Annotated in this window: 30 protein-coding genes; 21 read left to right on the top strand and 9 right to left on the bottom strand. The window is 57.9% G+C overall.

The features are described from left to right. Nucleotides 1-291 precede the first annotated feature (291 nt). From IPM54_25425 to IPM54_25405, 5 genes are all read left to right on the top strand, one after another. Entirely contained in the window at nt 292-1,011 is a 720-nt protein-coding gene (locus IPM54_25425) for a hypothetical protein (GenBank protein ID MBK9263132.1), read from the top strand. A gap of 244 nt (nt 1,012-1,255) precedes the next feature. Then, complete coding sequence (locus tag IPM54_25420; protein ID MBK9263131.1) at nt 1,256-1,603, top strand: helix-turn-helix transcriptional regulator; 348 nt, start codon at nt 1,256-1,258, stop codon at nt 1,601-1,603. A gap of 606 nt (nt 1,604-2,209) precedes the next feature. After that, the gene (locus IPM54_25415; GenBank protein MBK9263130.1) at nt 2,210-2,566 is read left to right on the top strand and encodes a hypothetical protein; all 357 of its coding nucleotides are present in this window, start codon (nt 2,210-2,212) and stop codon (nt 2,564-2,566) included. 242 nt (nt 2,567-2,808) lie between these two features. Next, on the top strand, nt 2,809-2,952 hold the full coding sequence (locus IPM54_25410) for a hypothetical protein (GenBank protein ID MBK9263129.1): 144 nt from the start codon (nt 2,809-2,811) through the stop codon (nt 2,950-2,952). 84 nt (nt 2,953-3,036) lie between these two features. After that, nucleotides 3,037-3,174 (top strand): hypothetical protein, encoded by a 138-nt coding sequence (locus IPM54_25405; protein ID MBK9263128.1) that lies wholly within the window; start codon nt 3,037-3,039, stop codon nt 3,172-3,174. A 20-nt stretch (nt 3,175-3,194) separates the two neighbouring features. Here IPM54_25405 and IPM54_25400 read toward each other — a convergent pair whose 3' ends face one another. Then, the gene (locus IPM54_25400; GenBank protein MBK9263127.1) at nt 3,195-3,926 is read right to left on the bottom strand and encodes a hypothetical protein; all 732 of its coding nucleotides are present in this window, start codon (nt 3,924-3,926) and stop codon (nt 3,195-3,197) included. A 167-nt stretch (nt 3,927-4,093) separates the two neighbouring features. On the opposite strand from IPM54_25400, the gene IPM54_25395 reads away from it, so the two are divergent. Continuing rightward, nucleotides 4,094-5,167, top strand: a complete 1,074-nt coding sequence (locus tag IPM54_25395) for a hypothetical protein (protein ID MBK9263126.1) — start codon at nt 4,094-4,096, stop codon at nt 5,165-5,167. Nucleotides 5,168-5,337: 170 nt separating this feature from the next. Further along, a complete protein-coding gene (locus IPM54_25390) occupies nt 5,338-5,670 on the top strand; it encodes a helix-turn-helix transcriptional regulator (GenBank protein ID MBK9263125.1) in 333 nt (110 codons plus the stop codon). A 44-nt stretch (nt 5,671-5,714) separates the two neighbouring features. Here the strand turns inward: IPM54_25390 and IPM54_25385 are convergent, their stop codons facing one another. After that, a complete protein-coding gene (locus IPM54_25385) occupies nt 5,715-6,434 on the bottom strand; it encodes a restriction endonuclease (GenBank protein MBK9263124.1) in 720 nt (239 codons plus the stop codon). A 79-nt stretch (nt 6,435-6,513) separates the two neighbouring features. On the opposite strand from IPM54_25385, the gene IPM54_25380 reads away from it, so the two are divergent. From IPM54_25380 to IPM54_25330, 11 genes are all read left to right on the top strand, one after another. After that, nucleotides 6,514-7,260, top strand: a complete 747-nt coding sequence (locus tag IPM54_25380; GenBank protein ID MBK9263123.1) for a hypothetical protein — start codon at nt 6,514-6,516, stop codon at nt 7,258-7,260. Next, a complete protein-coding gene (locus tag IPM54_25375) occupies nt 7,257-7,871 on the top strand; it encodes a hypothetical protein (GenBank protein ID MBK9263122.1) in 615 nt (204 codons plus the stop codon). Before IPM54_25380 ends, IPM54_25375 begins: the two co-directional genes overlap by 4 nt. Nucleotides 7,872-8,118: 247 nt before the next feature. Continuing rightward, a complete protein-coding gene (locus tag IPM54_25370; protein ID MBK9263121.1) occupies nt 8,119-8,835 on the top strand; it encodes an adenylate/guanylate cyclase domain-containing protein in 717 nt (238 codons plus the stop codon). Further along, on the top strand, nt 8,832-9,743 hold the full coding sequence (locus IPM54_25365) for a nucleotide-binding protein (protein MBK9263120.1): 912 nt from the start codon (nt 8,832-8,834) through the stop codon (nt 9,741-9,743). Before IPM54_25370 ends, IPM54_25365 begins: the two co-directional genes overlap by 4 nt. A gap of 65 nt (nt 9,744-9,808) precedes the next feature. Beyond that, nucleotides 9,809-11,425, top strand: a complete 1,617-nt coding sequence (locus IPM54_25360; protein ID MBK9263119.1) for a hypothetical protein — start codon at nt 9,809-9,811, stop codon at nt 11,423-11,425. A 4-nt stretch (nt 11,426-11,429) separates the two neighbouring features. Next, nucleotides 11,430-12,353 (top strand): DMT family transporter, encoded by a 924-nt coding sequence (locus IPM54_25355; GenBank protein MBK9263118.1) that lies wholly within the window; start codon nt 11,430-11,432, stop codon nt 12,351-12,353. Between the two features lie 65 nt (nt 12,354-12,418). Next, complete coding sequence (locus IPM54_25350; GenBank protein ID MBK9263117.1) at nt 12,419-12,787, top strand: hypothetical protein; 369 nt, start codon at nt 12,419-12,421, stop codon at nt 12,785-12,787. After that, the gene (locus IPM54_25345) at nt 12,784-13,026 is read left to right on the top strand and encodes a hypothetical protein (protein ID MBK9263116.1); all 243 of its coding nucleotides are present in this window, start codon (nt 12,784-12,786) and stop codon (nt 13,024-13,026) included. The genes IPM54_25350 and IPM54_25345 overlap by 4 nt, the downstream gene beginning before the upstream one ends. 6 nt (nt 13,027-13,032) lie before the next feature. Continuing rightward, on the top strand, nt 13,033-13,425 hold the full coding sequence (locus tag IPM54_25340) for an NUDIX hydrolase (GenBank protein ID MBK9263115.1): 393 nt from the start codon (nt 13,033-13,035) through the stop codon (nt 13,423-13,425). Between the two features lie 824 nt (nt 13,426-14,249). Next, the gene (locus IPM54_25335; GenBank protein ID MBK9263114.1) at nt 14,250-16,670 is read left to right on the top strand and encodes an AAA family ATPase; all 2,421 of its coding nucleotides are present in this window, start codon (nt 14,250-14,252) and stop codon (nt 16,668-16,670) included. A gap of 65 nt (nt 16,671-16,735) precedes the next feature. Then, the gene (locus IPM54_25330) at nt 16,736-17,902 is read left to right on the top strand and encodes a hypothetical protein (protein MBK9263113.1); all 1,167 of its coding nucleotides are present in this window, start codon (nt 16,736-16,738) and stop codon (nt 17,900-17,902) included. Between the two features lie 2 nt (nt 17,903-17,904). Here IPM54_25330 and IPM54_25325 read toward each other — a convergent pair whose 3' ends face one another. The 3 genes from IPM54_25325 to IPM54_25315 form a co-directional block, all read right to left on the bottom strand. Then, nucleotides 17,905-19,260 (bottom strand): hypothetical protein, encoded by a 1,356-nt coding sequence (locus IPM54_25325; GenBank protein MBK9263112.1) that lies wholly within the window; start codon nt 19,258-19,260, stop codon nt 17,905-17,907. Between the two features lie 132 nt (nt 19,261-19,392). Continuing rightward, on the bottom strand, nt 19,393-19,725 hold the full coding sequence (locus IPM54_25320; protein ID MBK9263111.1) for a helix-turn-helix transcriptional regulator: 333 nt from the start codon (nt 19,723-19,725) through the stop codon (nt 19,393-19,395). A gap of 171 nt (nt 19,726-19,896) precedes the next feature. Further along, a complete protein-coding gene (locus tag IPM54_25315; protein ID MBK9263110.1) occupies nt 19,897-20,934 on the bottom strand; it encodes a hypothetical protein in 1,038 nt (345 codons plus the stop codon). Between the two features lie 190 nt (nt 20,935-21,124). Between IPM54_25315 and IPM54_25310 the strand changes: the two genes are divergently transcribed. Further along, nucleotides 21,125-21,760: a hypothetical protein gene (locus IPM54_25310; GenBank protein MBK9263109.1), complete on the top strand. Its 636-nt coding sequence runs from the start codon at nt 21,125-21,127 to the stop codon at nt 21,758-21,760. Nucleotides 21,761-21,794: 34 nt separating this feature from the next. Further along, nucleotides 21,795-22,091, top strand: coding sequence for a hypothetical protein (locus tag IPM54_25305; GenBank protein MBK9263108.1), 297 nt, complete (start codon nt 21,795-21,797; stop codon nt 22,089-22,091). 5 nt (nt 22,092-22,096) lie between these two features. On the opposite strand, the gene IPM54_25300 is transcribed toward IPM54_25305, so the two are convergent. From IPM54_25300 to IPM54_25285, 4 genes are all read right to left on the bottom strand, one after another. Beyond that, nucleotides 22,097-23,152, bottom strand: coding sequence for a hypothetical protein (locus IPM54_25300; GenBank protein ID MBK9263107.1), 1,056 nt, complete (start codon nt 23,150-23,152; stop codon nt 22,097-22,099). Between the two features lie 315 nt (nt 23,153-23,467). Next, on the bottom strand, nt 23,468-23,815 hold the full coding sequence (locus IPM54_25295) for a helix-turn-helix transcriptional regulator (GenBank protein ID MBK9263106.1): 348 nt from the start codon (nt 23,813-23,815) through the stop codon (nt 23,468-23,470). Between the two features lie 243 nt (nt 23,816-24,058). Beyond that, on the bottom strand, nt 24,059-24,778 hold the full coding sequence (locus tag IPM54_25290; GenBank protein MBK9263105.1) for a hypothetical protein: 720 nt from the start codon (nt 24,776-24,778) through the stop codon (nt 24,059-24,061). A gap of 179 nt (nt 24,779-24,957) precedes the next feature. Further along, nucleotides 24,958-25,110, bottom strand: coding sequence for a hypothetical protein (locus IPM54_25285; protein ID MBK9263104.1), 153 nt, complete (start codon nt 25,108-25,110; stop codon nt 24,958-24,960). Nucleotides 25,111-25,159: 49 nt separating this feature from the next. On the opposite strand from IPM54_25285, the gene IPM54_25280 reads away from it, so the two are divergent. Further along, a complete protein-coding gene (locus tag IPM54_25280) occupies nt 25,160-25,657 on the top strand; it encodes a hypothetical protein (protein ID MBK9263103.1) in 498 nt (165 codons plus the stop codon). Nucleotides 25,658-25,964: the final 307 nt, after the last annotated feature.

Here is a 25,964-nt window from a genome sequence, read left to right as displayed (position 1 = left end):
TGCGCTCATTGACAAGGGCATCGAGCTGCGCGCGGTGGTCGATCAACGTCGCGCGGAACTCAAAAGCCACTTGGGGATTGTTGCCGCGAAGCCGCTTCGCGTGCAGCAGGATACTTGTTGGCGACAGCGTTTGTTACGCTGTCCATCGACGCGTGGACGAACTGCAATTCGATGCCGGAGGGATGGCTCGGGCTCGAGCGTCGCGGACAAACAAAGACCTTGACAAACCGTAGTGGAAGGGAAATCATCCCCCCGCAGCGTGCACCAAACCCACGACACGGAACGAGTTTTATGGTTGACACTGAAAAATTACGCGCCGAGCTGCGTCGAATGCGTCGCGGTACGCTCTTGACGATTGCCGAGCGAGCCATCGAAATACTTCCGCCGTCGGCACTTCACGTGCTCGTGGGTGATTGCGTCGATTGGTCCAAATTGACGGTGACGTCGGCATATGAACCCCCATCGCTTGCGGAAGAGGTCCAGCGTTTGCAAGCAGCGGTCGGTCGTCGCGAGTATTGGGAAGAGTTCTTCGTCACCTCGAAAAATTGCGATGAAGTATCGGGAAAAACCGAAGCCTATCTAGCGGAAATGGATCGCCTTTTCTTTCGATGCGTGCGCGAAACTGAAAGCGGGGCGTATGTGGCGGCACGTGGAGCGTACGAAGAACTTTTCGCGCTCATTCGTCGTGTGGGGGCATGCGAGGAGAAGCTCGTGTTCTTTGTGGATGGGGGCGGCCTTTGGGAATATGGCCTCGATTGGCAGAGGATTCTGCCGGCGTACGTGCATTGTCTTGCCGAGACGGCTTCACCTGACGAGTTCGCTGGAGAAGCGATGCAGGTTCTACATGAATTCGAATGCCCAAATGAAGCGCGAATATTGGCCAAATCCGTGCAACATGCGAACGCGATGCAAAGGGCAGCACTAGAAAGGGCCGTGGCTGCCTACAGAGCGTCGCGGCAGGGCCATCGCGACTATTGTGGTCTGCTCCGAGAGAATGGCGCGGCCATTTAGGGTGAGAAGTTCAGAATATCGGAATGCTGCCGCCCCTCGTAGGTTCCATTGATGAGGCATGCACGGGGACGAATGGCCAATCGGTGGATCAGTTTCGTAGCAGAGGTTCGTCCTTCTGATATGCGCTGGTTCGTCAAACCATCACGAAGGTTCGTCCGAGTAACACGTCAGTTCAATCGTATTTTGTCGACGTTCCGCGTAAACAGTCTCCATGTCCGTGCCAAACTCTGATACCTTACCGAACATGAAACAGCAATCGAACGGGGCAGGGATTGGAGCCAAGGTATCGGCGCGGATTCGCGAGCTCAGTGCAGCGCGGGGCCTTTCGGACGAGGCGCTTGCGAAAGCCGCAGGACTTTCTCCACTCGAAATGACGTTGCTCGACGAAGGAAGCGAAGACATCACGAGAGACATGCTCGATCGCATTGCGGACGTTTTTGGCGTCCATCCGGCCGTGCTTTGCATGTTCCCCGACGAACATCCGCTTGCAAGCTTGCTGGAGAAGCAACGTGATCTGCCGAAAGCGGAATTTCAAAAGCTCGCAGCCGAAATGATTTCGAAAGGCCTTCGCGCTTCGAAAGGCACCGCATGAGCGTTTGCCCACGAATCGTTTGTCCCTCTCGCAAAAGTGGTTTGTCGGCGGGGCGCGAGTTCGCCGCGTACTGGATTTCGTTTGGCGCGGATGCTTGCGTTCGGCGGACGTGATCGTGTAGGTTCGTCCGCGATATGGTTCGTCGCGTCATTCTTGGGGCCGTTGTTGCGAGTGCGCTCGTGCGCTATTGTTTGCGTCAAATGGCTGTGAAACCAGGCCAACCTTGGGGCATGATTGTCCCGGGGAGGATACCGATTGCTGTCGGTGTGTGTGGCCGGCAGACTGCGTCGAAGGCAAAAAGGACGCGAAGTGCCCGCATGGTGCGATGAGACCCCAGGGGGCACAAAGGCCGATGAATGCCGCGAGCGTGCGCGTTTTTATGGCCTGCCCTGGTGGTGTGGGGAGTTTCTTGATGATGCCGGACGCTGGACGGCGGCATGGCGCGTCTCGGCGTCGAACGGCATGTGCGCCGCCTGCCCGATGGCTGGGAACCGGTCGCGCGCATCAGGCGCCAGGTCGTTTTACCCGAATGTCCGGCGTTCGCGCCAACGTGACGTTCGGAAGGAAGCTCCGGTGCCGGCGTGGATCCAACGTGTCCCAGTGTTCGTGCGATGCGCCCGTGGAGCATGCAAACCTCCGACGACATGGACCGTGGGTTCGTCCGCGTGCATCGGTAACGATGTCTGGACAAACTTCGATCCGCCCGCTGGATGGGACGGATCGTGCGCATCGAACACCGCGATTGCAGAAGGTATCCTTTGCGGCGGCAAACCTTGCGTCGCATCGATCAACATCTCGCCGCCGGTCATCGAAGAAGCTCCCTGCGTGGCACACGCCAATGTTCCTCATCGATTTTCCGAAGGCGAAGGCGGACGGACCATGCACCTACAGAAGGTCTCGCATGTTCTGGAGATCCATGGCCTGAATGCGCGACAGCGGGCGAGCGGTGCGTACCGTCGGTGAATGATCCGGTTGCCGCGTGCGTGATGCACGAAGGAGGTGTTGTGTGCCCCAATGGTTGGGACTCAACGCAAGTCTTGTACGGCATGATCGATGATCAACGAACGTGCTCGGGTGCTCGTGCTTGCCTTCGACTGGCGCGACGTGCTCGATGAAGGTGCAACTGTTCGGCGATGCGGCTTGCTCGACGACGGAGTTGGAGGTCAACGTGTCTGCCGACATGGGCACGAAACTGTCATCCGATCATGTCGGGGATTGCGCTTGCTGGGAAGACCGCCGACGTGCTCGAGTACAAGCCTGGCGCGTGTGAGCCGAGCGGTGGCGAGTTGCTTGGTGATGTGGTGCTTGCGGATGCTCGCACCTTCTGTTGTCGAGCGCCGGCAAGCTGAACGTTCAGAACCAAGCAAAAAGCGACGCGTTCACGTTGCCGATGATCGGTATCGGTCGCCAGCGCAGGTCCAATGATTTGTCACATGCGCGCGGAGGTGATTCAGCAGGCCGACGAGATCCACATCGAGACGCATGGTCCATCGTTTCGCGATGCGATGCTCGATGAAGCCTCGCAAGCCTGCGCCCGCGTACTGTGCGGTGTCGGCGATGGAGCCAAATAGCTGTCGTTTCGGACCATAGGTTACTCACCAACATCAGTCCGCACCCGCCAACGAGCTTCAATCGATAACACGGCACGACGGTCACGGATCCGAGCGAGTGCACGAACGGGCGTCACGCCTTCAAGAAGCGCGTCCGTCGGAAACGTACCGCGCACGTTCGCCTCGATTGACCACGACGGTGCCCATCGCCATCCGCCTGCGAGCTGCAAACCAACGACGGTTGCAGGGGCAGCACCCAACGAGACGAAGCCACCGAGTCCGACGAACCAACGCTCGAACGGAGCTGGCTGTGACGGCGGGGGCCGCGTCTCGGAACGAGCACCCGGCGGAGCTGCCGGAGGAGGCGGTGACGGTGGGGGAGGGGGCGGAGCTGCAGGACACTGTGCTTGCTCCGCTTTCGCGGGCTTCACGCCCTTGTTCATCTGGACTGCCGCACGTAGCGCGCCTCGATAAAGCACTTCGAAACAGCTCATATTCGCTGGAAGATCGATCCGCTCCTCCTCGAGCATCTGGCCATCGAGGTCCTTGACGACCACGTCCAAGCGGTAAATCGCTGGTGTTTTTGCAATGCGCACCATGATGACTCGCTCGGCCGGCGGCTCGAGCAACGGGCCATCGAGCATTGGTAGAAGCATCCCATTCAAGTCCATCTCGCGTTTGCAGTCCGGCAAACTTGGCGGCACCGACAGTTCGACTCGGTAATGCGGCGCCTCGGCACGCGCTACATTTGGTAACAAAAACCACGTAACCATAGCCAGGAGGCCCAATACCGACCGTCCAGGTGTGCGATTGGACACTGGTTTGCGACTTTTTTGAGGGAGCATGTCGATTTCGAAGATCGTTTTTGGGGGGGTTCGCTCTTTACTGGTGAGGCCCCAGCGCGATGCGATCAAGACGAGGCGACGCGGAGAGGATAACCGTGAGCGAGCAGAAGGCAAAAGAAATGGAGGAATTGGCTCGGCAGGTAAAACCACTCCATGCGTACCTCGTATCACGCGGCGTTCCCGCAATGGATGCATGGGACGTCGTGCAAGAAGCATTCATCACGATATTCAAGCGTCAAGATACGCTCCCTGAATGTGCGGAACAACGGAATGCAATTTTATTCAGCGCGGTCAATTTTGGAATGCGGGCTTATTTCACTGAGCAGAGTCGCGCGTGTGATCGAGCAGCTCGTGCGCATGAATATGCAGTGTTCATGGGCATGACGCAGGAGCGTGACATCTCGGGGGTGCTCGAGGCGCGCGAGCAGCTCGAAATTGTACTTCCGCAGATACCAGCGGAGCAGTGCCAGGTTTTTACCGATAGGGTGCTTGATGGCTTGACGGTTCCCGAGGTTGCCGCGCGGCTCGGGATGAAGGCGAATACGACCAAAGGGTATTGGCGGCGAGCGTTGGAAACGCTTCAAGAGAAATTGGAAAGCCTCGAGCATCGCGGTGTGCGTGGAGTTCTCGTTTTCTTTGCCATTTCGAGTGTCCTCGCGCTGGCCAAGAATGCAAGCGCAATGGTTGGGGGGCTCAGAAAGTTTTTTCGGCCTACGGGTCACGCGCAACTTCGCATCGTCGCAGGTTTAGCAATGGCAGCCGCCGTAATCTTGGTGCCGCCGAATTCGCGTGCGTCGGCAGATGAGGACTTCGCGAATGCGCCATTGTCGGCGACTGCGGCGGGCACCGCAACGCGGCTGGAAGCATCATCCGTCGTGGGGGCGCCCGAGAAGAACGCGTCCAAGGAGGCGCCGAACGTTACCCAATTGCCGTCGCCGCCTGTGCCATCGGTGGTTCCGCGGCAGACAGCGCCGAAAAAGTTCACAATGAATGCCGGTCCACCCGACTATTTGATATCCATGACCATGTCGGCGCTGCGATATGGCAATCCGCAACGGGCGCTCGAGCTGCTCGACCGGTACGTGGCAACGAATGGGAAGGCGGCGAATGCACGGTCGGTGCAAACGCTCCGCGCGCAAGCGCAGCAGGCGATAGCGGCACGGCACTGATGGATTTGGCCCAGCAATCGAATGCTCGTGCGGTCGGTTGATTTCACTTTGCGCAATTGACGATTTCATTCGATTAGGCATGTCGGCCGCTCGAGGTCGCATTTCAAATTGCGTTAAAAGTTTCTAAAACGTTCGCGTCGGGAGCGGTGTGTCCGCAGCACGGGAGGAGTATGTTGCGTCAAGAATATGCAGAGGATTCGCTGGTCGTTCGCGTGGGCGCGAGGATCCGCAAATTGCGCTTGGAGCGAGGGCTATCGCTGCGCGATTTTGGAAAGCAGGCGGGTGTGCACCCGTTCCACGTCATGGCCATCGAGCTGGGCCAATTGGCAGCAAATATCAAGACGCTTCGGGCCATCGCAAAGGCACTCGGAGTCGCGCCGCTCGACCTATTGAACCACGACACCGAAAACGACGATATCGGATGCCTCGTCGAGATGATGCGCAAGCAGCCCGATTGCGTGCGGAAAATCATGCGCAAGGTCAGGCCGCTCGTGGAGAATTGAGAGGCCGGCGTTTGGGGAAGGTAGCTTTGTCCGGATGACCCATCTCATAGATTGTCGAACCAACCTTCATCAACCGTCACGGCTTCAACCAGTTCTCGTTTGAGTCCGAGACCCAGCTCCTTCAATTTGCCCGCAAGTTCGTCGCCATCGACGAGATCAATTGGGGGAGCGCCATCGCGCGTGGCTTCTTTCACTGCGGCGGGGCTAAATGTGCCCGTGGTGATGAACAGTCCCTTGTCGGCACGACCAACCATCGCGCCGCGAAAATCCCGAATTTCGCTGGCGGACACGGTTCCTTTGTATTTCTTGCATTGGAATAACACGTGAAAACTCATCAGCCCATTGATTCGAGCGATCCCGCGTCCGTCGATTCCTCCGTCACCACTTCGACCCGTAACCTCGACCTGGGTGAACCCCGATTCTCGGAGCAGTCGCTGGACCAGCCGTTCAAATGCGGCAGGCGAGAGTTTTTGGGTCAAGATGAAGTGCAGCTTTTGCTGCCATTGGGCCTCCGTGGGTACTTCCGGGGGCTGTGCCTCGCTTTGCTCATCCTGCTCGCCCTTCTTATCGGCTGCTCTGACGCTTCGGACCACATCTTGCGGGTCAACGTCCTTCACCTGCTTGGCCCGCGCAGTGAGAGACCAAATCCCACGCGCCGAGTTCTCCAGGAGGCCGTACTTCCGCAGGTACGTCCGCGCCCATGCGAGGCGGTAGCCTACTTCGGTCTGATTGCTCTTCTCAGGATCGTGAAGTTGGGACACCACGCCTGTTCCTCCAGCGAGCGTTGGGGGGCGTCGCCCAAATCAGTGGATGCCGAGCTCGAATACTGTGTAGCCTGCGTTCGTGCTCAAAGCTCTCCTACATCGAAAGCTTCCCCGTAGCATCGTCGAGAGCGATGACGCTGCCGGCGCCGAGAACTTCGCCCATGTTGAGCCTACGCGACGCGAGGATCCGCTCACGGCGTCGATTTTCGAACGGCTCGCGTACCTTCCGGCCAGCCTGACCTGGGAGATTCTTCGTCGGGCGACCAAAGCGCTTGCGGATGGGTCAGCGTTGCCCGTCCATGCCCCTTCGGGCGCTCCGATATGGTCCTTTTGGCCCAGCCTTCGACCCGGCGCCGACGGAGTGAACCGGCAACGCGTCGAGCCTGATGTGCTTGTCTCGTGGGTAGATACGTTGCTTGTTGTCGAAGCGAAGCATTATGGTGACCAACGTGCCAATCAATGGGTCGAGCAAATTCGGGCCGTTCGCGTAATGCCCGAGCATTCGGGCAAGCGCATTTGGCTCATTGCGGTCGGAGGAAACGTTTCACGCGAGCAAGAAGCACAAGCGGCCCATGTTCGTCGCGCTCTCTCGAATGCATCACCGGGATTGCTTGCGCTGCGTTGGGAAGACCTGCATCATGCAATCGACGACTTTCGCATTTCGTCCCGGGCGCCCGAGCAATCGGCTGTCTTGAACGACATCGCCGCGGCGCTCGACGCATGGGGGTATCGCAAGAAAACGTGGTTTTCGTCGCTGCGTGCGATTGGGCCATCGATTCAATCGGAAAAAGCCATGGCTGCGCTACAGGCGTGGAGAGTGCGATGAACGACAAGAAAAATGAATTGGCGGCAGCGCTCGTGGATGTGCGTCGCGCGTATCGATTGCTGCATGCGTACCATCGGCGAGTAAACGACCTGTTCCACGTGGCTCACGAATTTCTTGCGAAGCAGGGGGCGGAATTCGCGTCATGGGGACCCATCAATGTTTGGATGTTACCCCAGAAGACCAAACCGTTTTTCAGGCCAGAGACGTGGGCATGGGATTTGACGCCGGCCTATCAGGTGGAGTGCGTTTGGCGTAGATCGCGGGTTGGCACGCACCACAAGATTCACCTACACGCTATCGCAGATACTGGCTACGACGCCTCGGGCGAAGGAGAACCCAACCCTGCCAAGTTCGAGCCTGAGGAAGCGTGTCGGTCCGAGCTTCGAGTGGGACTACATCGAACGCGTGCCAGTGAGCCTGATTGGGGCGCTGCGTGGAAACAACAGTCCAGGAATTCCGCAAGGAAAGACGGTGACGTTCATCGGATCAAGATTGGGGATGACGAATACGCGTATCGCTACTTTGACATCAATCTTGTCGAGCTTGGGGACGAGCACGCTGTGAAGGAAAAACTTTTGCAGCCAATCGATGAATGGATTTCGGGCGCTTGAAGCTATCCCAAGAGCCCTTCCCAAAGCCCATTTACCGCAATATCAGGCACCCCGGCCTGTTGTTAGAACAAGTAAGCTTTTTAACGTTGTGTGGCGTGGCGGTCTTGGGGGCAGCCGTCGAGACGGCAGAAGAAATCTTTCGCGATCTCCAAATCTCACTTGCGTCGTAGAATTTGCGGTTTACGATGCTCGGCCCTTCCAAGGGCGAACAAGCGCCCATTCGGCGAGGGGAATGAAGGGGCGAATCATGGGGATGAAGGACGACATCGTCGGGCGACTCAAAGAGGTGCTTGCCACGGGTGACTACTCGATCACGGACTCAGACAGCATCCCTGGGCCAGGTGACAACCGGCTCACGTTCGGGAATACGGGCGTGCGGTTCTGGGCATCGACGTTGTACATCGACATGCGCGGGTCCACGAAAGTGCTCAATCAATTCAAGGCGCACAACGTGGCGAAAATCCACAAGGCATACCTGTACACCGCAACCACGCTCATTGCGGACGCAGGTGGGCAAATCAGGAGCTACAACGGCGATAGCATCCTCGCGTTTTTTCCGAAGAACGAGAAGGCGACGATCAACAAGGCAGTGAAAACCGCGATGCACATCAAGTGGATGTTGACGGAAGATTCAGTAAAGAAGCTGTTCGAGCCGTATCAGCACGTGCTCGATTTCGGCATTGGTATCGATCATGGGCAAGTCCTTTGCGTAAAAGCCGGTCTCGCTCGGAACGACAATCATAACGATCTCGTCTGGCTTGGAGATGCTGTAAATCGGGCCGTGAGGTTGAGCGATCGAGGCCGATCCCCCAATTGCGTATATGTATCCGATATCTGTCGCACCAACATGGACGGTGATACGAAACTCGCTAATGGTGTGGATATGTGGGTGGAGGATTTCGTTGAGTATAATGGTTCTCGCGAGCGAGCATGGAGGACAAACTATGGCTGGGTGGTCAAATGAAAAGCCGATTCGAAGGGCAAGACGGCCGTCGTCGGCTCCTGGACGCGCTCCTCGAGCAACGGGCCGTCGCGCATGACCAAGCGATCGCGCAGCAAATCGCCGACGCCGCGGATATTCGCGTTCATCAAGCGGGTGACGTCCTCATGCAACAGGACGATAATGGCAACGATGTCGCCTTTCTGCTCGCAGGTCGTGTCGATATTCTCGTAAACGCGCAGCGCGTCGCTTCTCGAATGGCAGGCGAGCACGTCGGTGAGATGACCGCAATCGATCCCAAGGCGAAACGCAGCGCAACGGTGCGTGCGTCTGAAGAAACGGCTGCGGCATGGGTCACCGAATCGAAAATCACTGAGATCGCACAGCAACATCCCGCGCTATGGCGCGGCTTTGCGCGTTTGCTGGCGGATCGTCTGCGTGAACGGGGGGCGCTCGTGCGCACGCCAAACGCGCAACCAAGGCTTTTCATTGGTTCGTCCGTTGAAGGGCTTGAAATCGCGCGAATCGTCCAAAAGGAGCTCACGCACGATCCAATGGTCGTGACGATTTGGAGCAATGGTGTGTTTGGCCCGTCCGGCGTTCCGGTCAATGATCTGCTTGCCGAATCTGCAAGATCCGATTTTGCCCTATTCGTGCTACGGGGTGACGACACGACGCAGAGCCGCGGAACGGACTCGCCCGCTCCTCGTGACAACGTGATCTTCGAGCTGGGTTTGTTCATGGGAGCGTTGGGGCGTGAGCGAACGCTCTTGCTTCGACCGCGTGGCGGGAACATCAAGACGCCGTCGGATCTTCTCGGCATCACGCCGCTCGAGTACAATGTCCCTGTAGCGCCGAGCGACATCGAAGCGGCCTTGGGCCCCGCGTGCCAGGAAATACGTACCCTCGTAAAACGACTTGGTTCGCGGTAGCCAAGATTCAAATTGTGGCGTGAAACAATACATCCTTCCGACAAGCCGCTTTAGAGCGAGCGCCGATGAGCGACGCACTGCCAAACGCGCCCATGGATGACGTCATCTGCTGTCTTGACAAACTGAATCAAAGTGCGTCTCTTACCGCAACCGAGGCTGCGATTCTATCGCGATCTACGACCGCGCCCGTCGTCAAGGCTGCCGTCCTTGCCCGTCTTCTTCATCGCCCAGCAACGAATATCGAAACCCAATTGTGTGCGCAACTCGCGGCCGAATTGCCAGACGTTACGGCCACGCTTCGCTCCGCATTTCCCGAGCATTGCTCGGCATTGTCAGTGCCGACGGTCAATCCGCATCCTCGCGTGACGCGTGTGCTGCGGGCCGATTGGACCGATGGAGCTGCACGGTGTGCAGATCTTCGCGCATTCCTCGACGATTACGTGCACGAACGACTGCCCTCCCATCTGGTCGCGGCGTGGCTCGGAACCGTCATGGAGCGCGGCATGTCTATGGAATGCCTTCATGACATGACCCACGCAATGAAAGACTCCGGGCGCACCTATGACTATCGTGGTGCCGCTCCGCTTGCCGGCCGAAAACTCGTCCGACGATATCCAACGGGCGGCTTGTCGGAAAAAGCAGCTCTAATCCTGCCAAGCGTTCTCGTCAAGGCGGCGACAAATATCCCCATTGCCTCGAATTTCTTGGTTGCACGTTCGCTTGGTTTTACTGGTGGAACATGGGACAAACTATCGGCCATTCCTGGGTTTCGCTTTCCCGAACCCGGTGACGAGAGCATCGAAGTCATGTCACGCTGCGGTGTCGCGATGACGGTTACGCATGGTGATCTCAATCCCGCTGATCGAAAGCTTTATCAATTGCGCAGCGTGACCGGAACCATCGAATCACACGAGCTCATTGTCGCAAGCATTGCGAGCAAACAATTGGCCGTCCCCGCCGACCATCTGCTGCTCGACGTCCGATACGGTGAGGGGGCGTTTCTCCGCTCGGAAGCCGAGGCGCGTCGCTGTGCCGACGCTATGCTTTCCGTTGTTGCGGAAGGCGGTGTGCCATGCTCCGCTCACCTGACCGATACGCCGCAGCCCAATGGAATGGCCATCGGCAATGCCCTCGAAGTAGCGGAGGCATTGGCAACGATGGGCATTGGCGCATCCTCTGACTGGGACGCCCGTGCATTGCGCGAGCAGCGTGAGTTGGTGTTGACGTTCTATGGCCTCCTCATGTTGCGCGCACACGGCAGCGCGACTACGGATGCGTGGGTGATCGAGGCGCGCGGGTGGTTCGAATCGGGGGAGGTCGGTTTGGCGTTCGAGACGCTGCTCGAGGCGCACGGCGTTCGGCCACAAACCATCGACGCATTGCGACAAAACCCCTTTGGCACGCTCGGACTTTCAGGAGTGCACATCCCGGTTGCGAGTGCGCGAGAGGGTCAATTGCTGCGAATCGATCAACGGCGTCTTGGCCATCTCGTCAACTTTGGACTTGGTGCCGGTGGCAATGACTATGGCGGTGCATTTCGAGCACGAGCGGGCATCAGAATTGGCTTTCGGATAGGCGACCACATCAATGAAGGCCAGCCACTCTGCTGGATTTTCAGCGTTGAACCGCAAGTAACGGATGAATTCATAGTCGCCGTCAAGGAGTGTTTCATTGTCGGGTAATCCCATGGGTGCAACGAAGGCGCGTCAGGGATTGTGGATGGCGCTCGGGTCCGTCATGCTCATGGCGGGCTGGTATCCGGCGATGAAGGTCCTCATGGGACGCATCTCGCCCATTCAAGCCGCAACCATCGAAGCTGTTGGAATGACTGTGGCCGCGGCCGTATGGAGCAGATTTCGAGGACGTGCTATTACGCTGAAGGATACTCGGCAATGGGCTGCCTTTTCTCTTCTGAATGCAGCCGCGCTCGCACTTTTGTATCTGAGTTTGGCGCAATTGAGTCCGATTGTTGTGTCGCTGGTGGGGCGCTCGTACGTTGTCGTTTGCGCCATTCTTGGCGTTTTCGTTCTGCATGAACGACTTTCGGTGCGAGACTGGTCCCTGATTATTATTTCGACAGGCAGTACGGTGATATTCATTCAAGGCGACGCCGAACGGGTATCGCCATGGGGCGTCGTCCTTTCAATGGGTTATGTCGTTTGCTTTGCATTTGCGAATTTGCTGGCAAAACGCTTCGCTTCCGGTGCTACACCAAGCACGACGTTATTCTGGTCGCGGGTGCTTGCTGCCATCGTGCTGCCCGTCTTGGGGCTAGCCCTCGAAGGACGGGCTTTCTTGTCATTGGATGTCGGGGCGGCGGTGTGGGTGCTCGGCTGTTCCCTCGTGACGATGTTTGCTGGTCTTTGGTTGTATTATCGTGCCCTTAGTGCCGCATCGTTCACACTCGTCAATGTTTTGCGAGCGCTTGGGCCGATCTTCGTATTCTTTTATTCGCTGCCACTGATGACTCACTGGCCGTCGATAGGTCAAATCATTGCCGGTATCGTTTGCATCGTCAGTATTGCAGTCCTGTCACTTTTTCCGCAGCGCATTGCTAAACGCACGGCTCATTCTCGTGAGCTTTCCGCAACCGAGATCGGAAAAACATGACCGCGGAAACACCCGGAAAACTTATCGTTGCTGTTGGGTTGCCGTGTTCGGGAAAATCGTCCGTCATGGGTGCTCTCGGTTCGATGATCAACGCTCGAGTTTTTCTCGAGCCTGAAGAACGTGAATGGGGCAATGCCGTTCTGCAATGGGAACAGTGTTGCCATTTCACGGGCCTCATGTGGTTCCGATCGGCGCGTGTGCCGCTTTTGCGCGAAGCAGATCGAATTCGTGCAGCGGGTGGTGTGGCGCTTGTGGATTCATATTATGACAAACTCATTGCCCACTATCTTGCCCGTCCGGGCATGGAATGGTTGCTCTCACCAGATGATCATTATTTTGACTTGGCTATGGGCATTGCACGTACTGATTGGCGCATTCTACCGGATGCAGATTGCATCGTCACGTTCAAGTTGAACCGTCGGATTGGCGAGTGATGCTTGCTCGTCGCAATCGCGCGCTCGATCGCGATGAAGCATTCTCGAAGAGTTATGAGACGCAGCGCTACTTCATCGAAGCAGCGATGCAACTTGCGGCCGAACGGAATATTCGCATCGTGCACTTCCGCCAAGCCTTCGGAACGGTCGAAGATGCGGCCGAGCGCCTTTCGCGTTGCTTTGCGAAGCTGGGGTTTTGCCATGAAATCGTTCGTTCGTGTTGTCATTCGCAGGGCTGACGGTCGATTCCTCGTGCTGCGCGAGCCTGGACGGCCATTTTGGAATTTCCTGGCGGCAAAGTCGAGGCCGACGAAAAGCCCGCCGAGGCGGCTGCGCGTGAATTGCGAGAAGAAACGTCAATCGAAGCGCCTGTGACGTCGCTCAAGCTGGTTGCGCACGATGTATACGACGTGCTAGGCACGCAGTGGGAGGGTTTTTTCTTTTTCGCCCACGAAGCCATGGGGGAATGCGTACCCGAACGAGCGGATCCCCCGGTCGAGTGGTCGTGGGTCACCATTGCTGAGACGGCGGTACTCGCATCACTGCCGGGTTTACTGACCGGTGTGGCGGAGAAGGTCGATGCCGGTGGGATGGTGACAGTTGTCAACTGCGCGAGCATGAACCATCCCCAAATATGAAGTCTGAGTGGCCTCGTAATGGAAGCATTCAGTATCCGCACGTCCTGCCGGGCACCGTTCAAGCCTCTCCCTCCCCGACAAACCCTCCCCAACATTTTCCACCGCTTGCCCGTTGCCCACATTTGCCCACGCAGGCGTACCTCTGCGTCGTTTCCCGTCTCGTCGTGTCGCGTTGCCCATGGCCCCCTCGTTATCGCAGCGTGGCTGAGGCGTTCCATTTTGTGTTGTTGTTTCAGTCAGTTACGAGGGGTTTGCCATAAGGAAGTTTCCCTATTCCTAAACCACTGCCTGGGCCGCTCGTGCTGTGCGGACCTCAACAGAAGTCGCCGCCGGCTCAGACCGTCCGGCCTTCAAGTCGAGCACGCTCGCGGATCCTTCCGTGGGCAAACCCTTTCGAGGAGGGTTGAGGCCACTGTGAGGCCACGGCTGAGTCAGGTGAGGAAGTTCGAGGAGGTGGGGGCGCGTAAGTGCTTGAAATGATTGGCGCCCCAGGCAAGAATCGAACTTGCGACCAACGGTTTAGGAATAGGGAAACTTCCTTATGGCAAACCCCTCGTAACTGACTGAAACAACAACACAAAATGGAACGCCTCAGCCACGCTGCGATAACGAGGGGGCCATAGGCAACGCGACACGACGAGACGGGAAACGACGCAGAGGTACGCTCGCGTGGGCAACATGTGGGCAACGGGAAAGGTTGGTCGAACTGTTGGCGGGTGAGCGACGCATCTGATCGCAACGGAGCACAATCCTTCCCAATCGCCGCCCGTTCGTAGTACCTTGCCCGAATTCCCATGCTCAAAGAGTCCCATGACGAATCGGCCGTGCACCGACCTGATGCAAACCGTATCGCGCTGCGCGCCATAAGGACGGTGCTCGACGCCGCAGCGCCGACGACCATCACGGTCGAGGGCGTGCCCGTCGAGGTGCAAGTCGAACGATTGCCCTCGGCACGCTGGCCAGCTCGCGGACTCGAGGGGCTCGACGAAAGTGCCGACGGTCCATTGCCAGGTGCTGTACGCGCGCGTTGCACCTGGCCAGGTGGAAGCACAGAACTGCTTTTGAGTGTCGCCTGGTGGCCAAGAGGAAGCAGTTACCGCGATCTGACGGGCATCCGCACGACGGTTGCTGCGACGGGACAAGAAATCGGGTGGATCACCGTGGCCCTACGTATTCGCGGGCATGCCGACGGCGAAACCGCTCAAATCACGGCAGCCTTTGCGCCATTCAAGCGCGGAGGCGAAAACGCCGACGAAGTCATGACGCGTATTGCGTATCCGCTTCAAGCTGCGGTAGAACGGGCGAAATTGCCTCGAACATCGCCCTGGTATGTCGAAGCATTCTCTGTCCAGTTGCCGAGTGGTAATGTTGAACCATCTGCGGGAGAAGGATTCAAGCGGCTCGTACATCTCGCGCTGCTGAAATTGCCATTCTTCGTTCGAGGTGATCAAGGAGGCGTCGTCGGAAAGCCGCCATTCGATATCGAGAAAGTGGCGATCAAAAACTCGACGACTCAGGGGACGAACGGCTTATCCCATACGCCAGTAAAATCGATTCCGTCGCCCGCAAGCCCGCGCAAGGACGGCATTTGGCCGCTGCCGGGTGGAGTACGTCAATATAAACGCACGCTCGAGGCCTTGCTTGAAGAATTGCAAGCCGGGCCCATTTCGGAGATTGCTCTGCATGCAATTTTCACGAATCGGTACGAGGTCACGGGATCGACAGCGCGCAGCGGATACATCAACCTGCTCCTGTATCTCGGCTTTTTACAATTCCGCGATGAGCAGTTTGCACTCACTGCGGACGGTGAAACGTACCTCGTGTCGCGGCAATCCAAGGAGCTCTTCAACCGGCTTCATTCGGTATATACGGGAGTGCTCGACCTTCTCGTCATCATCAAAGCACTTCGACGCGCAGGAACCGCTGCACTTCGCGACTTGCTTCCGGCACTGATTGGCAAGGATTGGAAAACGGCGAACCAGGTTGCGTTTCGTCGAAATTGGCTGCTGTCGCTGGGCGCAACGGACAGACATGACGACGGTGACGAATTGACTGATTTCGGCCGAGAACTGCTCGCCGACCATGCTGATGAAGTTATGACGATTCAAGCGCGGCTCGATGAAATCCTCGCCGAGCGGGGTTTATCGCCTACGATCCAGGAGTCGGAGGGCAATGAGGACGATGGCGATGTGATTGGTGACGATCCGCTGTTGAATAATGTCGCGACGAAACCGGATCAACATACCGCCATTGCACCCTCTGCGTGGGATGACACGAAACTCGACTTGACGCCCGAAGGATGCGCATCGTTCACACAACATCTCGAACTTCCCGATGGTGTCATGGCGCAAGCGTGCGCGGCGCTATCGGCGGGCAAGCACATTCTTTTCGTTGGACCGCCAGGTACGGGAAAAACAGAAATGGCAAAGGCGCTTGCCAAGGCTGCGGCAAGCGATGGTTATTGCGCGGGCTCATTCATGGCGACGGCTTCCGCCGATTGGACGACATTCGATACCGTGGGTGGATATGCCTTGCAGAAGGACAATACGCTCGCTTTCCGGCCCGGCGTTTTTCTTCGGGCGATTGAACGATATCAATGGCTCGTGATCGACGAATTGAACCGAGCCGATGTCGATCGAGCATTCGGCGAATTGATGACCGTACTCTCCGGACATGCCATCGACACGGCATTGCAGCGCGAGGACGGATCCGTCGTATCGATTGGACCCGACAAGACCCATACGTATCGCGTGCCGCCCACATTCCGTGTCCTTGCGACGATGAATACGTGGGACAAGACGTCGCTATTTCGGCTATCCTACGCAGTGCAGCGACGTTTCGCAATCATTCATATCGACGCTCCGAGTGATGAGATCTACGCGCGCCTGCTCCAAAACCATGCGCGCCGAGAAGGCATGAGTCCGCCGCTGCCCGAGGAGGCGGTCGGGCCCATGACTCGGTTATTCAGCGAAAGCGGACTGTTTGCCCATCGCCCGATTGGCCCAGCCATTGCGCTCGACATGATTCATTACATGCGTCGGCGGCAAGCTTCGGGGGATGGTTGTGCGGAAGCCATGGCAATGTATCTGTTACCGCAGCTCGAGGGGTTGCCACAAGAGCCCGCAATCAAGGCCCTTCGCATCTTGCTCGCGACCTTGTCAGGGTGGACGTCGACAGAGGCCATTCAACGATTACGACGACGTTACGAGGAACTCTTTCCGCATTTCCGTTTTGGTGCATCGTGAGCGACGGCAGTTGGGAAATTTTTGTAAGGACCCATTTTCCGGGGTATCTTTTACCCAACTCACGCGTGGAGCCCATTTCTGCCGAAGAAGCCGCCCGGTTCCTCGAACGGATCACAGGTCGCCAGCATGCACTCGAATTGTTGCGGGCAGTGGCTACGCTGGCGCCACGAATCAAGGAATTGCGCGTCTTTGCGACAGAGCTTCTTCCGGATCTCGCGCGCCACTTACCATCCCGAACTGAGATCATCGCACGAGATTGGCGCGGAGCATTTCACGGGCGGCTCGACGTTCAACGCACGCTGGCGCATCGCGCTTCTGGCGATCCTGCACGATTTTCGACCACAACTCGGCAGCGTAGCTTCGCTTTGCCGGAAAATGTGCTCGTGCGAGCCATTGCCGAGCGACTCCTTGGTGTTCTCGTAGATCTTCGGCAAGCGAACGTGCTCGAAGAAGACGGGTGGAGCATTGATGCCCGAGGTTGCGAGGGCGAGCTTCGACGTCTGCTGGCAACGACGGAACTGCGCAATGTACCACTGGAACCAGTGATGGCGGCGCATGAACAAGCCGCTCGAGCAGCGGGGCACCCTGCCTATCATGCGGCGCTCGAATGGCATACGGCACTTCGTACCGGGCTCGACGCGGACGATCCGGACAACATTGCCGCGGTTCTCGCGGCCGGAGCGCTGATGCCATTGAAGAATCACAAGCGATTCGAGGTGGCTGTATTGATCCGTTTGATCCAAGCATTATGGGCGAAGCTGCAGCAAGTCGGCGATGGAGGTTGGGCGTTTTTCCGGTGCATCGTTCGCAAAGATCGCGACGAAGTGGCCTCATTCGAGCACTCCAGCGGAGCGCGCGTTCGTGTGTATTATGATCAGGCGTTGCTCGACGCGGGAGCTTGTGAAGATTCCGCTCGGCATTACCTCGCACAGCATGGCCGAATGCGACCCGATGTGACCGTAGTCGTAGAGAAGGGTGACATGAAGCGCGCGGCGGTCATCGAGATCAAGCACTCCGAACGACCCGATTACATTCTCAGCGGTCTGCACGAGGCAATGCTCTATCGCTGGGAATATGCTGCACAACTGCACGGGTGGCCCAAGGCGATCTTGGTGGCATCGTCGAATGTACCGGGCGCGCCAAGGAAAACTGACGATGTGATTGCAGTCGGGTGGAAAGACTGGGTGCCTGATATTGCGGTAGACGGGCTTTTGGAAGGGGTCTTGGGATAGCTTCAAGCGCCCGCAATCCATTCGTCGATTGGCCGCAAGAGTTTTTCCTTTATGGCATGCTCGTTGGCGAGCTCAACGAGCTCGATGGCAAAATAGCGGTACGCGTATTCGTCATTCGCAACCTTGACCCGATGAATTCCCCCGCTTTTCCTTGCGGAATTCACGGACACCTGTTTCCACGCAGCGCTCCAATCAGGCTCACTGGCACGCGTTCGATGAAGTCCCACTCGAAGCTCGGACCGACACGCTTCCTCAGGCTCGAACTTGGCAGGGTTGGGTTCTCCTTCACCCGAGGCGCCATAGCCAGTATCCGCGATAGCGTGTATGTGTATCTTGTGGTGCATGCCACTTCGCGATCTACGCCAAACACACTCCACCTGATAGGCCGGCGTCAAATCCCATGCCCACGTCTCTGGCCTGAAAAATGGTTTGGTCTTCTGGGGCAGCATCCAAACATTGATGGGGCCCCATGACTCGAATTCCGCCTGCTGCTTCGCAAGAAATTCATGAGCCACGTAGAGCAGATCGTTTACTCGCCGATGGTACGCATGCAGCAATCGATACGCGCGCCGCACGTCCACGAGCGCCGCCGCCAATTCATTTTTCTTGTCATTCATCGCACCCTCCACGCTTGCAGTACGGCCATGGCTCGTTCTGCCTGAAACGACGGACCACTCCGTCGCAGCGTCGCGAACCACGTTTTCCTGCGATATCCCCATGCATTGAGCGCTGCGGCAATGTCGTTCAAAACGGCCGATTGTTCGAGGGTGTGACGACGTGCGAAGCTCGTCGACTGCGTGATGTAGGTCCTCCCATCGCAGCGCGAGCAATCCCGGTGATGCATTCGAGAGTTCACGACGAACATACGCCGCTTGCGCCTTTTGCTCGTGCGTAACGATCCCTCCAACGGCAATGAGCCAGATACGCTTGCCCGAATGCTCGGGCATTGCGCGAACGGCTCGAATTTGCTCGACCCATTGATGTGCGTGTTGCTGCCCGTAATGCTTCGCTTCGAGGACCAGCACAGTATCGCGCCAGGAGACGAGCACATCCGGCTCGACACGTTGCCGGTTCACTCCGTCGGCGCCGGGTCGAAGGCTGGGCCAAAAGGACCATGTCGGAGCGCCCGAAGGGGCATCGACGGGCAACGCTGACCCATCCGCAAGCGCTTTGGTCGCCCGACGAAAAATGTCCCAGGTTAGATTGGGCGGGAGGTACGCAAGCCGCTCGAAGACTGTCGCTGTGAGCGGATCCTCGCGTCGCGTAGGCTCAACATGGGCACTGTTCTCGGCGTCAGCAGCGTCGTCACTCTCGACGATGCCGCGCGGAAGCTTTCGATGCAGCAGAGCTTTGAGCACAGGCGCACGCTACACGATTTTGGCACTTGGCATCCAAAGTTTCCGATGGAGGTTCGTTCCGGGTGTGCGCTCGTGGTGCTCAGCGACATGTGGTTCGAAACGACAAGGCCACCATCCCCAAAGGTCCGCCTCTCAATTCTCCACGAGCGGCCTGACCTTGCGCATGATTTTCCGGACGCAATCGGGCTGCTTGCGCATCATCTCGACGAGGCATCCGATATCGTCGTTTTCGGTGTCGTGGTTCAATAGGTCGAGCGGCGCGACCCCGAGCGCCTTTGCGATGGCCCGAAGCGTATTGGTATTCGTTGCCACTTGCCCCAGCTCGATAGCCATGACGTGAAACGGGTGCACACCCGCCTGCTTTCCAAAATCGCGCAGCGATAATCCTTGCTCCATGCGCAATTTGCGGATTCTCGCGCCCACCCGAACGACCAGCGAATCTTCTTCATATTGTTGACGCAACATACTCCTCCCGTGCTGCGGACACACCGCTCCCGACGCGATCTTTGTAGAGACCGTCAATGCAATCCGAAATGCCGCCTCGAGCGGCCGACATGCCTAATCGAATGAAATTGTCAATTGCGCAAGTGAAATTAACATCGACCGCACGAGCTTTCGATTGCTGGGCCAAATCCATTAGTGTCTTGCCGCTATCGCCTGCTGCGCTTGCGCGCGGAGCGTTTGCACTGACCGTGCATTCGCCGCCTTCCCATTCGTTGCCACGTACCGGTCGAGCAACTCGAGCGCCCGTTCAGGTTTGCCATATCGCAGCGCCGACATGGTCATGGATATCAAATAGTCGGGTGGACCAGCATTCATTGTGAACTTTTTCGGCGCTGTCTGTCGCGGAACCACCAATGGCACCGGCGGCGACGGCAATTTGGTAACCCTCGGCGCCTCCTTTGGACGCGTTCTTCTCGGGCGCAACCGCGACGGATGCTGCTTCCGGCCGCGATACGGTGCCCGCCACAGTCGCAAAATTCGCTCCTCATCTGCTGACGCACGCGAATTCGGCGGCACCAACATGACGGCGGCTGCCATTGCTAAACCTGCGACCATGCGAAGTTGTGCGTGACCCGTAGGCCGAAGAAACTTTCTGAGCCCCCCAATCATTGCGCTTGCATTCTTGGCCAGCGCGAGGACACTCGAAATGGCAAAGAAAACGAGAACTCCACGCACACCGCGATGCTCGAGGCTTTCCAATTTCTCTTGAAGCGTTTCCAACGCTCGCCGCCAATACCCTTTGGTCGTATTCGCCTTCATCCCGAGCCGCGCGGCAACCTCGGGAACTGTCAAGCCATCGAGCACCCTATCGGTAAAAACCTGGCACTGCTCCGATGGTATCTGCGGAAGTACGATTTCGAGCTGCTCGCGTGCCTCGAGCACCCCCGAGATGTCACGCTCCTGCGTCATGCCCAGGAACACTGCATATTCATGCGCACGAGCTGCTCGATCGAACGCGCGACTCTGCTCAGTGAAATAGGCCCGCATCCCAAAATTGACCGCGCTGAAGAAAATTGCATTCCGTTGTTCCGCACATTCCGGAAGCGTATCTCGACGCTTGAATACCGCAATGAATGCTTCCTGCACCACGTCCCATGCATCCATTGCGGGAACGCCGCGTGATACGAGGTACGCATGGAGAGGTTTTACCTGCCGAGCCAATTCCTCCATTTCTTTGCCTTCTGCTCGCTCACGGTTATCCTCTCCGCGTCGCCTCGTCTTGATCGCATCGCGCTGGGGCCTCACCAGTAAAGAGCGAACCCCCCCAAAAACGATCTTCGAAATCGACATGCTCCCTCAAAAAAGTCGCAAACCAGTGTCCAATCGCACACCTGGACGGTCGGTATTGGGCCTCCTGGCTATGGTTACGTGGTTTTTGTTACCAAATCCAGCGCGTGCCGAGGCGCCGCATTACCGAGTCGAACTGTCGGTGCCGCCAAGTTTGCCGGACTGCAAACGCGAGATGGACTTGAATGGGATGCTTCTACCAATGCTCGATGGCCCGTTGCTCGAGCCGCCGGCCGAGCGAGTCATCATGGTGCGCATTGCAAAAACACCAGCGATTTACCGCTTGGACGTGGTCGTCAAGGACCTCGATGGCCAGATGCTCGAGGAGGAGCGGATCGATCTTCCAGCGAATATGAGCTGTTTCGAAGTGCTTTATCGAGGCGCACTCCGCGCGGCAGTCCAGATGAACAAGGGCGTGACGCCCGCGAAAGCGGAGCAAACACAGTGTCCTGCAGCTCCGCCCCCTCCCCCACCGCCACCGCCTCCTCCACCTCCTCCTCCGCAGTGTTCGCCTTGCGAGCTACCTCTCACCCCAGCGGCGAAGCCCCTACTCCATTGGTTTGTTGGAGCCGGCGCACGCGTCGACTTTCGCGTTGCCCCTGCAACCGTCGTCGGCTGCATCTCCTGGCGGCTGGCGATGGTCTCCATCGTGGTCAATCGAGGCCACATGCGGGTACCTTTGCCGGCGGACGCGCGGCCCTGGGCGTGACCGTCGTTCGAGTACACTCGCTTGGTCCTTTGCCGTGGTGCCGTGTTACCGCATCAAAGTGTTCGGGCTGTGCGGCGAGCTCATCTGGGGAAACGCATGGTTCACTCCCCTCAAACCTACCAGACCGCAGGTCGATACGGCGCGGTTCCTAGGTGCTGGAGCCCGCGGATTCTTCGAGCAGAGTCTGTCGGATCGCTGGTCGGTGCGCATGGATGTCGATCTCTTCGCGCCCATCATGCGCGCGCAAATCGAAGACGACAACCTGGCAGAGCGCTGGGACACGTCGGCGGTTTCGGGCAGCGCGAGCGCGTCGGTGCTCGTGTGGTTTTGACCGCGTCAGATCGTCGGTGTGCGACAGCAGAAGGTGCGAGCATCCGCAAGCACCACATCGCCAAGCAACTCGCCACCACTCGGTTCACACGCGCCAGGCTTGTATTCGAGCACGTCGGAACGCTTTCCGGCAAGCGCGACGCCAGGCATGAGGAGGTGACAGTCCGACGCCATGTCGACAGACACGTTGACCTCCAACTCCGTCGTCGAGCAAGCCGCATCGCCGAACAGTTGCACCTTCATCGAGCACGTTGCGCCAGTCGAAGGCAAGCACGAGCACTCGGAGCACGTTCGTTGATCATCGATCATGCCGTACAAGACTTGCTTTGAGTCCCAACCATTGGGGCACAAAACATCTCCTTCGTGCATCACGCACGCGGCAAACGGATCATTCACCGACGGTACGCACCGCTCGCCCGCTGTCGCGCATGCAGGCCATGGATCACCCGAACATGCGAGACCTTCTGTGGTGTACGGTCCGTCCGCCTTCGCCTTCGGAATGTCGATGGGAGGAACAGTGGCGTGTGCCACGCAGGGAGCTTCTTCGATGACCGGCGGCGAGATGTTGATCGACGCGACGCAAGGTTTGCCGCCGCAAAGGATACCTTCTGCAATCGCGGTGTTCGATGCGCACGATCCGTCCCATCCTGCGGGCGGATCGAAGTTTGTCCAGACATCGTTACCGATGCACGCGGACGAACCCACGGTCCATGTCGTCGGAGGTTTGCATGCTCCAACGGGCGCGTCGCACGAACATGCGGGACACGTTGGATCCACGCCAGGCACCGAGCTTCCTTCGAACATCACGTTGGGTGCGAACGTTGGACATTCGGGCAGAACGACCATCGCTCCTGACGCGAGCACGACTGGTTCCCAGCCATCGGGGAGCATGGCGCATGTGCCGTTCGAACACGCCGAAGACGCGCCATCCGCAGCATCTCCAGCGTCTGCGCCATCAAGAAACTCCGCACACCACCAGGGCAGGCCATAATAACGCTGCACGCTCAAGCGGCATTCATCGAGCCTCGTGCCGCCGGGAGTCTCATCGCACCATGCAGGCACGTCGACCCCTCTTTTCCCTTCGACGCAGTCTTCGGGCCACACACAGCGACAGCATTCGCGTATGAGCCCATCCGGACAATCATGCCCAAGGTTGGCGCTACTTACACAGCCATTGACCGCAAACAAGGCAGCACTGAGCGCACTCGCAACAACGGCCCCAAGAATGATTCGACGAACCATAGCGCGGACGAACCTACACGATCACGTCCGCCGAACGCAAGCATCCGCGCCAAACGAAATCCAGTACGCGGGCGAACTCGCGCACTGTCGACAAACCCCTTTTGCGAGAAGGACAAACGATTCGTGGGTAAACGCTCATGCTGTGCCTTTCGAAGCGCGAAGGCCTTTCGAAATCATTTCGGCTGCGAGCTTTTGGAATTCCGCTTTCGGCAGATCACGTTGCTTCTCCAGCAAGCTTGCAAGCGGATGTTCGTCGGGGAACATGCAAAGCACGGCCGGATGGACGCCAAAAACGTCCGCAATGCGATCGAGCATGTCTCTCGTGATGTCTTCGCTTCCTTCGTCGAGCAACGTCATTTCGAGTGGAGAAAGTCCTGCGGCTTTCGCAAGCGCCTCGTCCGAAAGGCCTCGCGCTGCGCTGAGCTCGCGAATCCGCGCCGACACCTTGGCTCCAATCCCTGCCCCGTTCGATTGCTGTTTCATGTTCCGTAGGGTATCAGTGTTTGGCAAGGACATGGAGAATCTTTTCACGAAACGTCGACAAATTCGCTTGAACCGGCGTGTTAGTCGGACGAACCTTCGTGATGGTTTGACGAACCAGCGCATAACAGAAGGACGAACCTCTGCTACGAAACTGATCCACCGATTGGCCATTCGTCCCCGTGCATGCCTCATCAATGGAACCTACGAGGGGCGGCAGCATTCCGATATTCTGAACCTCGCATCCTAAATGGCCGCGCCATTCTCTCGGAGCAGGCCACAATAGTCGCTCTTGCCCTGCCGCGACGCTCTGTAGCCAGCCAAGCCGCTCGCCAGTGCTGCCCTTTGCGTCGCGTTCGCATGTTGCACGGATTTGGCCAATATTCGCGCTTCATGTGGGCACTCGAATTCATGTAGAACCTGCATCGTTTCTCCAGCGAACTCGTCCGGTGAAGCCGTCTCGGCAAGGCAATGCACGTACGCCGGCAGAATCCTCTGCCAATCGAGGCCATATTCCCAAAGGCCGCCCCCATCCACAAAGAATACGAGCTCCTCCTCGCATGCACTTACACGACGAATGAGCGCGAAAAGTTCTTCGTACGCTCCACGTGCCGCCACATACGCCCCGCTTTCAGTTTCGCGCACGCATCGAAAGAAAAGGCGATCCATTTCCGCTAGATAGGCTTCGGTTTTTCCCGATACTTCATCGCAATTTTTCGAGGTGACGAGGAAATCCTCCCAATATTCGCGACGAACGACAGCCGCTTGGAAACGCTGGACCTCTTCCAGGAGCGACGGAGGTTCGTGGGCCGACGACACCGTCAATTTGGACCAATCGACGCAATCACCCACGAGCGCGTGAAGTGCCGACGGCGGAAGTATTTCGATGGCCCGCTCGGCAATCGTCAAGAGCGTACCGCGACGCATTCGACGCAGCTCGGCGCGTAGTTTTTCAAGGTCAACCATGAGACTCGTTCCGTGTCGTGGGTTTGATGCACGCTGCGGGGGGATGATTTCCCTTCCACTACGGTTTGTCAAGGTCTTTGTTTGTCCGCGACGCTCGAGCCATCCTTCCGGCATCGAATTGCAGTTCGTGCTCGCGTCGATGGACAGCGTAACAAACGCTGTCGCCAACAAGTATGCCGCTACACGCGAAGCGGCTTCGCGGCAACAATCCCCAAGTGGCTTTTGAGTTTCGCGCGAAGTTGACCGACCACCGCGCGTAGCTCGATGCCCTTGTCCATGAGCGCATCATCGGACAAAGGAACCTGACCCGGCGAATTATCTTCTGCGCCCAAACGTTGACATGTTATCTTGCCCGACGAACCAGGAAGTAAGCCTGCAAATATGTGGTCCACTGACACGAAGCAATTGGACTCCCGCACGCGCAAGAGCATCATTCATTGGAATGGTGTGCCGCTCTCCACGCGCAGGGCGTATGAGCTGTGCTTATCGAGCGCGCCATTTCGTCAAGCATTCATCGACGATCTTTGCGCCGTGCCATTTGCCGCCTTTTTCTGGGAGACGCCGCCGCTCACTGCCGATACGGCGGAACGCGGGTTCGAGTACGTCGTCACCGACGCGCCAACGCTTGCAATGGCTCTGCCGGAAGTCCAAGCGTTCAGCGAACACTTCGGAAAAGATGCCTCCGGGAGCGAGATTGTTACCTTCGAGAATTTGGGGCGCGACGCAATGCTGGTCGTTCCTTGCCCAATTGCGGAACAGATACGGTATACTCACCTCGGAGCATTCGTTCGCGGCGCTCCGCAAGCGCAAGTGCACACGCTGCTGAGCGCCCTGGGTCGAGCGGTCTGGCCCGTATCAGCGATCGACCCCTTTGGGTGAGCACGGCTGGAATGGGCGTGTATTGGCTACACGTTCGGCTGGATTCCAGACCGAAGTATTATCGGTATGGTCCCTATACATGTTTGCAGTAACGCTCGGGAATCAATGTTTCGTGTATCCGTCATTTGTGTCAATTCGACGAACCTTCTGAGCAGAGTATCCACACGACCATTATCGTGGAAGCTGCACATGTGGTCGACGAAGGCGTCGAGCTGGTGCTCGTGACGCAGCTCGAGCACAGTAACGTCACGCTGCGTCGATCGAGGGTCGATCACGGGCGACGACGTGTCAGAACCGTGCATCACCG

The sequence above is a fragment of the Polyangiaceae bacterium genome (assembly GCA_016715885.1).
GTDB lineage: Bacteria > Myxococcota_A > Polyangia > Polyangiales > Polyangiaceae > Polyangium.
This window is presented reverse-complemented; position numbering and strand designations above follow the sequence as displayed.